This is a genomic window from Winogradskyella sp. (assembly GCF_025210595.1).
Taxonomy (GTDB): domain Bacteria; phylum Bacteroidota; class Bacteroidia; order Flavobacteriales; family Flavobacteriaceae; genus Winogradskyella.
In genome coordinates this window covers 1-9,855 of sequence record NZ_JAOARH010000107.1, presented here as the reverse complement: position 1 = coordinate 9,855, position 9,855 = coordinate 1, and the positions used below count along the sequence as shown (strand labels likewise).

The window sequence follows — 9,855 nt, the reverse complement described above, 5'->3', positions numbered from 1 at the left end:
TTTTAAGTCTGAAAGGAACTCGAGTTTTATAATGGTTACACCAGTTCCTAGTATTACTAAAAACGTTCTAAAATAAGCTAAGAAAGTACGTTCGTTAGCTAGTTTGGTGCGCTCTATGGCTAACCAATCTCTGGTAATGAGTGGTTTGTCTTTGTTGTTTTGTGTGTTTGACATTAGTCAGATCCTTTTAAAAGGTTAATACTTACGGTTGCTAAATCGTTATTAGGAAATTTAGTAAAATGGGTATCGTCTGGTTTTAAGCCGGCTTTTTCTGCAATGGCTCTAAAGACATCTACCTCAAGTATATATTGGTCGCTGAAACCGTGTGTAGCATCGTAAGCTGTGGCTGCAGTTTTACCGATATTGTTTGCCGCTAATGCTGGATCAATAGTGTGCAATTCTATAATAAGCAACCCAAACTTGTCTACATAAGGTTTCCATTTACTCAGGTGCTCAAGCAATGAAGCTTCTACCATATTATTACTTAAACGATTTCCTTCTGTAGAAAAAGCACCAGAAGATGTGCTCACTAAATCAAAATCATTATTAGGAGCTTCCCAAATACGATTGTGGTCTAAAAATGTTCTAACATTTAATAAATCTTGCAAATCAATGTTGTAGTCTTCTTTTAAGTCTGAAGCCAAAACATCTGGTCTACCTATGTCTCCCCAAATAACTTTAGCCCAAATATCTGCTGCGATAAGATTAGCTCTAGTTACCTTTAAAGCTGCTTTGTTAAAATCTGCTCCAACAAGAAATAATGGGTAATCATCTAGTATTTTTCCTCTAAGTGTTTGCTGTTCAATAACATGAAATATGTGTTCTAAAAAAGCACCATTTCCGCAGCCCATATCTAAGATACCTTTGGGTTGAAAATCAATAGGTCTGTTAAATAATTCTATAATTATCTCATCTATAACTTTAAAATAGGTAGCATGTGCACCACCACTTCCCCAAACATTCATTTCGCGATGAACATGTTTTTCAGTGGCACTTACCGAATCTGTTTTCAATACTAATGGATTGCCAAAAATGAGTTCGTCTAATTGTAAAAATGTAGGTATATACGATACTGTAACTCCATATGCACTAGCGCGTTTAGCAAAGAATAAGCCCTTATCTGTAAACTGATAGGTATTTCTTTTCTTTTTAAACCAATCTAAATGTGCAAAGAAATCTAGAATCTTTTTAAAACTTTCAGGATCTTTATGGTATTCTTCAGCAGTAAACGATGCATCCATAAAGTATTTATGAAATAACCCGTTAACACCCAATAGCACTATAATTGGTGCAACTATAACCCCTTCAATATGTTTGTAGACTTGATAGTCTATTGAATCTTCATCAGAAATATTGAGACCATAATGAGTTTCAAATTTTTTAAAAATACGTTCTAAAGCAATGAATGCATCTGTACTAATCATTTTTTCGTTGGCAAAGCGATCAGAATATTTTAAAAGATGAACAACATCTTCATAAAGATGTACCAAATTAAAGGCTGTCTTAGATTTGCTATTAGTCTTATAAGTTACTGTGTTGTTTTTATTATTAATGGTTTGCACAAGCCATCCTTGAGAACACAAAACACGCAACGCAACGTTGAGGTAGCCTTCATTGGCATTAAAAACGTCTGATAAATGTTTTAAATCAACCGATTCTTTTTCTAGGATGTAACTTAAGATTTCTCTTTTGTGTAACGCAAATGCAGAGGTTGCTGTAGCAATGCCATCGAGATGACGAAAAATAATACTTCTTAGTTGAGATTTTTCAGATTTTGTTAGCATAAAGAACAGATTTGTATTAAATATAAAAAAACCATCATAAAAATGATGGTTTTGGGTATTCAAAATTCTTTTACAAGTAATTACTATTCATTTAAAATGGCTTGTAATGTCTTTGGTTTTATAGTTTCAAGATCTTTGGTTTCGTAAGGAATCATTTTTAAAATGTACTCAAAAGCCCTAATTCTAGCACTTGTTTTTCGGTTAGCTTTAATAACCTTCCAAGGTGCATGCTCTTGTGTGTTTTTAAACATAAGCTCTTTGTACTTTGTATATTCGTCCCACAAGGATAAAGCACGTCTATCGACATCACTATATTTCCATTTTTTAGTCTCAGTATCTATAATGTCTTTAAATCGTCGTTCTTGTTCGTTTTTAGTTATAGAAAAATATAGTTTGAGTAAATGGATGCCAGAATCTTGTATCATTTTTTCAAATTCATTGACCTGCGACATAAAATTATCGTACTGTTTTTTGGTGCAAAAATCATTTACAGGTTCTACTACAGCTCTGTTATACCAACTTCTGTCAAAAAATACAATTTCACCATTGTTGGGTAAGCAATTTATATAACGTTGAAAATACCATTGTCCAATTTCGGTTTCATTGGGCTTGGGTAATGCAACCACTCTAATGGCACGAGGAGGTAAATGCTGAATGATACGACGTATGGCGCCACCTTTTCCTGCAGCATCTCGTCCTTCAAATAAGATGACTACTTTTTTATTATTAGCAGCAACCCATTGCTGAAGAATAAGCATTTCTTCCTGAAGCTTTTCTAGTCGCTTTTCATATTTTACATTTCTAACAGTTTTATTAATGTCTAGGTGTTTTTGTCTCAACAATGCACCTAAACCTTTTTTTGTGTTAATGATTTTTAATTCTTTTTCGGATAAATGTCTTAGCGGTGTCATTATTGGTCTAGTTGAATAGTGTTTCTAAAATAGCGTTGTACAATGTTAGGGTCTGGTAAAATGCCTTTGTAGTTGTTACCTTTATTATCATAGTCAAATAGGCTTAAAACATATTTTATGCTTTCTAAACGCGCACGTTTTTTGTCGTTAGAATTAATAATAACCCAAGGAGAGAAAGCGTTGTGTGTTCTCGAAAACATTTGGTTTTTGTACATGGTAAAATCATCCCATAGTTCTTGTCCTTTTTCATCAACAGGGCTAAACTTCCATTTTTTTAAAGGATTGTTTAAACGACTTTCAAACCGTCGTTGTTGTTCTTCTTTAGATACAGAAAACCAAAATTTAATAATGTGTGTGCCAGATTCGTAGAGCATATGTTCAAACTCTGGTACTTGAATCATAAAACGATTGTATTGCGCTTTGTTGCAGAATCCCATTACAGGTTCTACTACAGCTCTGTTGTACCAGCTTCTGTCAAAAAACACAATCTCACCTGCGTTAGGGAGCTCTTTTATATAACGGTTAAAATACCATTGGCTTTTTTCTACTTCGGTAGGTTTATTGAGTGCAACTATGCGCATTGCTCTAGGATTTAAGTGTTCCTTAAAGCGCTTTATGGTTCCTCCTTTTCCAGAAGCATCTCTACCTTCAAAAATAATAGCGATTTTTTTATTTTCTTTTTGAACCCATCGTTGGAAATCTACTAGCTCAGCTTGCAACGGAAGTAGTTCTTGCTCGTATTTGTACTTGTCTAAAGCAGATTGAAAAAGCGGATGCTCTGCTTTGTGATTATTTAAGTAGGAAATTAAATCAGAATGTTTTTTAAACGTTTTTAACGTCTCTTGTGTTAGCATATATTAAAAATTGGTATGATTATCACCAAATTTAAAATATATACATGAGGATTTTTATGATATATGTCATTAGAATTTATGCAAAACAAAAGCCTTTCATTATTTGAAAGGCTTAAATATTATTTGAGTTTAATTTTAGCTATCTTAATTTTGGGAAATCATTAGGGTTTGCTTCGTGCATTACATCGTAAACAGCTTCAAAGATATCTTCTATTGAAGGTTTAGAGAAGTAATCTCCATCAGATCCATAAGCCGGTCTATGTGGTTTTGCTGCTAATGTTTTTGGTTGACTATCTAAATGTTGATATGCATTTTGCTCATTCAGAATTTGATCTAAAATATAAGCAGATGCTCCACCTTTTACATCTTCATCTATGACCATAACACGATTAGTTTTGGCGATACTTTTTACGATATCGTGATTAAGATCAAAAGGTAATAAAGATTGTATGTCAATAATTTCAGCATTAATACCTACTTCTAATAGTTCTTTAGCTGCTTGTTCAACCAATCGTAATGTAGAACCATAAGATACTAAAGTTATATCATCACCTTCTTTAATAGTTTCTACAACACCAATTGGTGTTTTAAACGCGCCAATGTTGTTTGGCATTTTTTCTTTTAGACGGTAACCGTTTAAGCATTCTACTACTAGTGCTGGTTCATCACTTTCTAAAAGTGTGTTGTAAAATCCTGCTGCTTTAGTCATATTACGAGGTACTAATACATGAATACCTCTAATAAGATTTAAAATACCTCCCATTTGAGAACCAGAATGCCAAATACCTTCTAGACGATGACCACGAGTTCTTACAATTAATGGTGCTTTTTGACGACCTTTTGTTCTGTACTGTACAGTTGCTAAATCATCACTCATTATTTGTAAAGCGTAGAGGATATAATCTAAATATTGTATTTCTGCAATTGGTCTTAAGCCTCTCATAGCCATACCTATACCTTGACCTAATATAGTAGCCTCTCTAATACCTGTATCAGAAACTCTTAGCTCTCCGAATTTTTCTTGTAAACCTTCTAAACCTTGGTTTACATCACCAATATGACCTGCATCTTCACCAAAGATTAAAGATTCTGGATATGCTTTGAATATAGCTTCAAAATTGTCTCTTAAAACTACACGTCCATCAACTTCTTTTGCGTCATCGTTGTATGTAGGAAGTACTTCTGTCTGATATTGTGCTTTTAATTCAGATTCACTATAAAGATGTGAGCTATATTTTGGTTGTATGGTTTCTAGATAGTTGTTAATCCAGTTAAGAAGTGCTAACTTTTCTGCACTATTTTCAGAAATAACATATCGTAACGCTTTACGTGCAGCTGAGATTATATCTTTTCTAAGTGGCTCATCAATGGTGTCTAAGTCGTTTTTAATCTTTGTGATAAATACACCATTAGAACTAGAGTTAGCAACTTGCTCTAAAATAGAAATCGCTTCTTTTTTTTCAGCTTTAATAGGATTGATAAATGCAGACCAAGCCGCTTTTTTACCATCTCTTACAGCTTTTTTAATGTCTTTTTCTAAAACTTTTAATTCCTCGTCGGTAGCAATGTTGTTTTCTAGCATCCATTTGCGCATTTGCGCATTACAATCATACTCTGCTTCCCATGCTAAACGCTCTTCATTTTTATAACGCTCATGCGATCCTGAAGTAGAATGCCCTTGAGGTTGTGTTAACTCTTGAACATGAATCATTACAGGAATATGTTCATTTCTAGAGACTTTAGCAGCACGTTGGTAAGTGTCTATTAATTCGGCATAATTCCAACCATTTACTCTAAAGATTTCATAGCCATTGGCAGAATCATCACGTTGAAATCCTTTTAAGATTTCAGAGATGTTTTCCTTTGTTGTTTGGTGTCTTGCGTGTACAGAAATACCATATTCGTCATCCCAAATACTAATTACCATTGGTACTTGCAATACACCAGCAGCATTTATGGTTTCAAAAAATAAACCTTCACTAGTACTAGCATTTCCTATAGTTCCCCAAGCAATTTCGTTTCCTTTGTTAGAAAAATTAGTAGTATTTATACCATCTACATTTCTGTAAATTTTAGAGGCTTGTGCTAAACCTAATAATCTAGGCATTTGCCCAGCAGTAGGTGAGATATCTGCACTAGAATTTTTTTGTTGGGTTAAGTCTTTCCAGTTTCCGTTTTCATCTAAACTGTGTGTTGCAAAGTGACCTCCCATTTGGCGACCAGCAGACATAGGTTCTTCCTTTAAATCGGTATTGGCATAAAGACCAGCAAAAAACTGTTCTATAGTTAACTGACCAATAGCCATCATAAAGGTTTGATCTCTGTAATAACCAGATCTAAAATCACCATTTTCAAAGGCTTTTGCCCAAGCTATTTGTGGTATTTCTTTACCATCTCCAAAAATACCAAACTTTGCTTTTCCTGTTAAAACTTCCCTACGACCAAGCAGACTACACTCACGACTTGTTACAGCAAGTTTATAATCATTAAGGACTTCTGCTTTAAAATCTTCGAATGTAATTTCTGTTTTTGTATTTGAGGTAGTTTTCATAAAGGTCGAATTTTTGGAGGTACAAATTTACTAAATCACGACCTTTTATGCAATAGTGAGAACTGTTAGATTATTGAGGTATTCTCATTAAAAAGCTTTTTTTGATAAAAAATAATCAAATTTATTTAAAAAATTAACATTTCAATAAGGATATGTTAATACCATTTTCTTCTAAAAAGGCCTAAAAGTACCTGTGGATCTACAGTGATTATAAATCGAATACGTTCACCGTAATTAGGTTCGGTAATTTCCCAACCAAGATTTGAATATACTGGAAAATAAAGCTCAAAATAATCTTCGACCAAATTAAGTCTAACACCAGAATCGTACACAAAATGTGCATTATCAAATTTACTTTTTACAAAGCCAATATCTCCGTAAGCTTGAATGTATCGCCATATAGAGGTGCTAAAGTTTGCTGTGGTCATCCATTGATTAGCATAAGGAGTGTTTAGTTTAGATTTAAAACCACCTTCAGTAATGATAACTTGCTGACTAAATAAACCTGCAGCTTCAGATCTACCTAGATAATTTAAATCAAAAAGGTAGTCTGTTGGTCTGTCTAAGGCAAAACTAAAATAGTCTGAGCTAGCATCAGTGTTATTATGTAAGAACACACCAGCAAAAAGTCTTAGGTTAATATTTCTGTTGTTCTTAGTAAGTTTTCTAAACTCATAACTCATAGAAAGCTTGCTAAAATTATTTGCAATTTGAAAATCTGTACTAAAATTAGAAAAGTTGATTCTACCAGGATTGTAATACGTGTACCTTAGGTTAAAGACTCCATAATCTGGCTCATCTACTTCTATGATAGCTTCATCTCCTACGTCTCTGGTAATACCAACATACCTTGCTGTAAGGCTATGAACCTGATCAGCCCTAAAGTCTTCATCGTTTCTAAACATAAATGTTATTGAAGGTCTTAGTCTTGTGAAAAAAGCATCCTCTGCAAAAGACTGGTAACCAGCAAAAAAACCGTAAGTAATGTCAAACAAATTTTTGTTTTCTATATTATGTGTATAGAAAAGAGATGTTGAGCCTGTAAGTGATTTAGATTTAGTAGCGTATTGTGGTGAAAACCTATAGTTAAGTCGTTTTCTAAGTATCGTTTTATTATAAACTTTAGTGCCAAGTGTTAAACCATCATAGATGTTTTTAAACTCTACTAAAGGCATAAAGAATATTTGATTGTAATGAGGGTCTTCTATGTCCTTAAATAATCTAAATTGTAACGGTTTGTTGTTTAAAAATGATCCATTAACAGCTTTGTAGTTGTCTCTTTGGTTAAATTCTGGAATGACATTATTATAATCTAAAACAAACTTATCAGCACTATCTTTAGGTAAGCTAATAGTTTTAGTGTCTTTTATATGTTCTACCCATTGTTGACCAATTACAGAATCATTACTAAGTTTAAATAAAGAAACAGGCATGGTGTTATTGCGTTTGTTCTTTATAGTGAGCTTAATAGAGTCTTCTGTAGTTTCAATTTTTTTAATCTTAAAATCTATCTTTTTTCTAGAGTCTACATAATCTGTAAAAAACCAATCAACATCTTTTTCTGTTTTAGAGTTTAAGAACGATTCAAAATCTGATATTTTAACCTTTTTGAGTTTGTGGGCTTTTAAAAAGTCAGTGATGGTTTCTGTTAGGCTGATATCATCAGTAAACTTTTCTAAATAGTTTAAACCAATACCAGCTTTGTATTTGCCAGCTATATTGGCATTAAACTTTATCAAGGAATCTTTTGATGTTGTTAAAGGTTGATCTCTGTTTTTTCTGGCAATTTCCATAGAATATAGAAAATACTGAAAATTAAAGTTAACATCAGCGGCATGAAATGATCTTATGCCCCAAATATCAGCTAATGTTCCTAATAGTTTCATATCAGGATAGTACTCTTCAACATATTTCATCATAAAATATATCTGCAAACCTTCGCTTAACCAGTGTTCTTTTCTTGGGTTTAGTAAAAGAATATTATCAATATATTTTTTTAATGACGTTTTTAATAGTTTAAGTTCATATTGAAATTGATCAGGAAAAGGCCTAAGAAAGCTTGGTAGCTGATTAAGTCCGTACAGTGGATTCTTGTTGTATTCTATATTTGAAACTAATAAACGTCTGTGAGGATATTCGCCTAGGTTTTTAAATAAAAACTTAGCAATTTTATCTGTTAATATGGCTTTGTCTGCTCCTGGTAAATTTCTTTCGTTGATGTTAGAAACTAGTATAATATCATCGGTCTGTACAGAACGAAACAGTGGGAATTTTTGCAGTGCAAGATAGGTGTCTATCCTATCTCTGCCATAGTAAATTGTTGTTTGCCTTCTGGTTTTTATGTTGGGTTCGGCAGAAATTAAATCTAGCTCAGACGTAGAACGATAATTCATAGGGTGCTCTAAGGTGATCTTTATATCTGCTTTAGGTACAAATAAATCATTAAGATTTTTATTACTGTAATAATGCCATTTACCGTCGTAAACAGCTGGTGTGATATACCAATACTTTAATTCAAAATCTCTGTTTTTAGTAAAACCATAATCCGTAAAAGTGGCATCTGGTAATACTAATGTGTAGTTTAGATCTATATTATAAGATGCGCCTGCTTGTAGTGCTTTTGGTAAAGTAACTTTTAAAACATCTGGATGCTCTTTTAAATATTCAAAATTTAGATTAGTATTACTGGCTTTGTCTTTTATATCAGTAATTAAAGTAAATCCACGTTGCTCACTCTTTGCTAAATGAAATTTGGTGCTAAATTCTTCCTCAAAGCGTTTAGCCAAAGGTGTAGACTTTGATGAGTAACTATTATTCCAATCATGTAAATAGATTTCGCTTAGCGTATCGTTGGTTTCATTTTTATAAATAATGGTTTGTGATATAGAAATGGTTTTGGTTTCTACATCAACATTGGCATTAATATCAATGAAGTTTTGCCCATAGATAGATGTGCATACGAGTACTAATATAAACGATATGTAGAGGCGTTTAATCAATGCGAAACAACAAATTTTAAGGGTTTTACATTAGACTCAGAAAAACCTAAAAAGTAAATACCATTACTAAGGTGAGCAACATTAAATACTTGAGTTTGATTGGTGTTGGTTTGAAAATAATCAACGGCTTGACCTAAATAATTGTAGATCGCTAGTTGTTTATTGAATAGTTGAGGTGAGTTAATGTAAATTTCTAATTCCGTGTTAATTAAAGTTTTAGTTAGCGCTACTTGATTATCTGTTTTTAAATTATCATTATTTGATAATGTTACATTAGCCTCTAAAGAAAGTGTTACAGGGAGATGATCACTAAAATTGTGAAGTGCATCTCTAATTTCAAAAGAGAATTCAGAAGTAGAATTTCCACAATTTGAAGAGTTTATTGAACTGTTATAACAAGACACCAAACCATTATTTCCATAAGCTTTATAAGAACCAGGTGTATAACTAATATTGTTTGAAGCATTTGCCATGTTCTCTGACGTTAAAATAAAATCAAAGCGATCATCAAAGCCTCCTGTTGTGCCTCCCATGCCAGATTGCGTACGTGTAGATTGGGTAAAAACATCTACATAGTTTGTGTTATTACTCCAACTACCAATGCGGTTTGGTGGATCATCAAAAATTATAGAGTTGGTGTCTTGTATTAATACTTGAAAAGCAGGTTCATTGGCTGTATAAACGTTAAGATCTCCACCTAAAAGAACATTAACATCGCTAGGAAGTGTACGAAGATAATTGTCTAGTTCTACAACC

7 protein-coding genes are annotated in these 9,855 nt (G+C 32.9%); all 7 read right to left on the bottom strand.

Annotated elements, in window-relative coordinates; genetic code table 11:
• Positions 1 to 174, bottom strand: a 174-nt coding sequence (locus N4A42_RS11440) for a DUF202 domain-containing protein (protein WP_294074095.1), incomplete at its 3' end; no start/stop codon positions are given.
• Positions 174 to 1,784, bottom strand: coding sequence for a class I SAM-dependent methyltransferase (locus N4A42_RS11435; protein WP_294074093.1), 1,611 nt, complete (start codon positions 1,782 to 1,784; stop codon positions 174 to 176). The genes N4A42_RS11440 and N4A42_RS11435, both read right to left, overlap by 1 nt.
• Before the next feature lie 83 nt (positions 1,785 to 1,867).
• Positions 1,868 to 2,695: a polyphosphate kinase 2 gene (gene ppk2, locus N4A42_RS11430; protein WP_294074091.1), complete on the bottom strand. Its 828-nt coding sequence runs from the start codon at positions 2,693 to 2,695 to the stop codon at positions 1,868 to 1,870.
• On the bottom strand, positions 2,695 to 3,549 hold the full coding sequence (gene ppk2, locus N4A42_RS11425) for a polyphosphate kinase 2 (protein WP_294074089.1): 855 nt from the start codon (positions 3,547 to 3,549) through the stop codon (positions 2,695 to 2,697). Before ppk2 (N4A42_RS11425) ends, ppk2 (N4A42_RS11430) begins: the two co-directional genes overlap by 1 nt.
• A gap of 139 nt (positions 3,550 to 3,688) precedes the next feature.
• Positions 3,689 to 6,100, bottom strand: a complete 2,412-nt coding sequence (locus tag N4A42_RS11420) for a thiamine pyrophosphate-dependent enzyme (RefSeq protein WP_294074087.1) — start codon at positions 6,098 to 6,100, stop codon at positions 3,689 to 3,691.
• 155 nt (positions 6,101 to 6,255) lie between these two features.
• Entirely contained in the window at positions 6,256 to 9,099 is a 2,844-nt protein-coding gene (locus N4A42_RS11415) for a metalloprotease (RefSeq protein WP_294074085.1), read from the bottom strand.
• A partial coding sequence (locus tag N4A42_RS11410; RefSeq protein WP_294074083.1) for a T9SS type A sorting domain-containing protein occupies positions 9,096 to 9,855 on the bottom strand: 760 nt, incomplete at its 5' end. The genes N4A42_RS11410 and N4A42_RS11415, both read right to left, overlap by 4 nt.

Bases quoted from the DNA above. Each gene is read 5' to 3' on its own strand.
- N4A42_RS11435 (WP_294074093.1), bottom strand. From the start codon at position 1,784: ATGCTAACAAAATCTGAAAAATCTCAACTAAGAAGTATTATTTTTCGT.
- ppk2 (WP_294074091.1), bottom strand. From the start codon at position 2,695: ATGACACCGCTAAGACATTTATCCGAAAAAGAATTAAAAATCATTAAC.
- N4A42_RS11420 (WP_294074087.1), bottom strand. From the start codon at position 6,100: ATGAAAACTACCTCAAATACAAAAACAGAAATTACATTCGAAGATTTT.
- ppk2 (WP_294074089.1), bottom strand. From the start codon at position 3,549: ATGCTAACACAAGAGACGTTAAAAACGTTTAAAAAACATTCTGATTTA.